The 1,073-nt window shown below is 72.0% G+C and carries 2 protein-coding genes; both read right to left on the bottom strand.

Translation table 11 applies throughout. The features are described from left to right. A partial coding sequence (locus P409_RS41440; RefSeq protein ID WP_161790539.1) for an NAD(P)-binding domain-containing protein occupies nucleotides 1–91 on the bottom strand: 91 nt, incomplete at its 3' end. A gap of 21 nt (nucleotides 92–112) precedes the next feature. Then, on the bottom strand, nucleotides 113–1,073 hold a 961-nt coding region (locus tag P409_RS34990; protein WP_034849613.1), incomplete at its 5' end, for an acetyl-CoA C-acyltransferase.

Here is a 1,073-nt window from a genome sequence, read left to right as displayed (position 1 = left end):
CGACCGGCCAGCCCTGGTCGAGCAGGCGCCCGGCCATCGCCGCGCCCATGCTGCCGAGGCCGACCACCCCGATCCGCGTCTTCTCCGCCATCGTCCGTCTCCTTCCGTCCGGTCAGGCGGCGATCCGCTCGACCGCCACCGCCGTCGCCTCGCCGCCGCCGATGCACAGCGCGGCGACGCCGCGCTTCAGGCCGTGAGTCTCCAACGCATTCAACAGGGTGACGATGATCCGCGCTCCCGACGCGCCGACCGGGTGGCCGAGGGCGCAGGCGCCGCCATGGACATTGACCTTGTCGTGCGGCAGGTCGAGGTCGCGCATCGCCGCCATGGTGACCACGGCGAAAGCCTCGTTGATCTCGAACAGGTCGACATCCTTCGCCGACCAGCCGGTTTTCTGGAACAGCGCCTCCATCGCCCCGATCGGCGCGGTGGTGAACCAGGCCGGCGCCCGGGCGTGGCTGGCATGGCCGACGATCCGCGCCAGCACCGGCAGGCCGCGCTTCTCCGCCTCCGACCGGCGCAGCAGCACCAGCGCCGCGCCGCCGTCGGAGATCGAGCTGGAATTCGCCGCCGTCACCGTGCCGTCCGGCCGGAAGGCGGGCTTCAGCGTCGGGATCTTGTCGGGCCTGGCGTTGCGCGGCTGCTCGTCGGTCGCGATGCTGACGTCGCCGCCCCGGCCCTTCACCGCCACCGCCGCGATCTCGCGGGCGAAGGTGCCGTCCTCCGACGCCTTGCGCGCCCGCTCCAGGCTGGCCAGGGCGAAGCGGTCCTGCTGCTCGCGGGTGAACTGGTAGTGCTGCGCCGTGTCCTCGGCATAGGTGCCCATCAGCCGGCCCGGCTCGTAGGCGTCCTCCAGCCCGTCGAGGAACATGTGGTCCAGCACCCGGCCGTGGCCCATGCGATAGCCGCCGCGGGCGCGGTCCAGCAGGTAGGGAGCGTTGGTCATGCTCTCCAGCCCGCCGGCGACGCCGATGCCGATGGTGCCGGCGGCGATGGCGTCGTGGATCTGCATCACCGCCTTCATGCCGGAGCCGCACATCTTGTTGACCGTGGTGCAGGGCACCGAATCCGGC

Source organism: Inquilinus limosus MP06, from assembly GCF_000767795.1.
GTDB lineage: Bacteria > Pseudomonadota > Alphaproteobacteria > DSM-16000 > Inquilinaceae > Inquilinus > Inquilinus limosus_E.
This window is presented reverse-complemented; position numbering and strand designations above follow the sequence as displayed.